The organism is Bradyrhizobium campsiandrae (assembly GCF_014529705.1).
GTDB classification, from domain to species: domain Bacteria; phylum Pseudomonadota; class Alphaproteobacteria; order Rhizobiales; family Xanthobacteraceae; genus Bradyrhizobium; species Bradyrhizobium campsiandrae.
The window spans coordinates 1-255 of record NZ_JAANIH010000318.1; the positions used below are offsets into that span (position 1 = coordinate 1).

General features: G+C 70.6%; 1 pseudogene. It reads right to left on the reverse strand.

The window, feature by feature from the left end:
• Positions 1 to 255, reverse strand: a pseudogene (locus G8O24_RS43265) (caspase family protein); the annotation flags it as partial.

Consider the following 255-nt stretch of genomic DNA (forward strand, 5'->3'; position numbering starts at 1 on the left):
TGTAAAACGACGGGATCGGCACGAACACCGGCTGCGGCAGCACGAACAGGCCGACCACCGGCAACGGCGGCGGCAGCACCACGAAGCCAGGCGGCGGCGGCGGGCAGAAATAGACCGGCGGCGGCGGGGGCGGCGCAAAGCCGAAATCCGGGCCGCTGAAATACAGCACGGGCCGGTCGACATAGACCACCTCGGCGGGCGGCGCCGGCGGCACGTCGTAGTCCATCATCGCAAAAGTCGGCGGCGGCTCGAGCG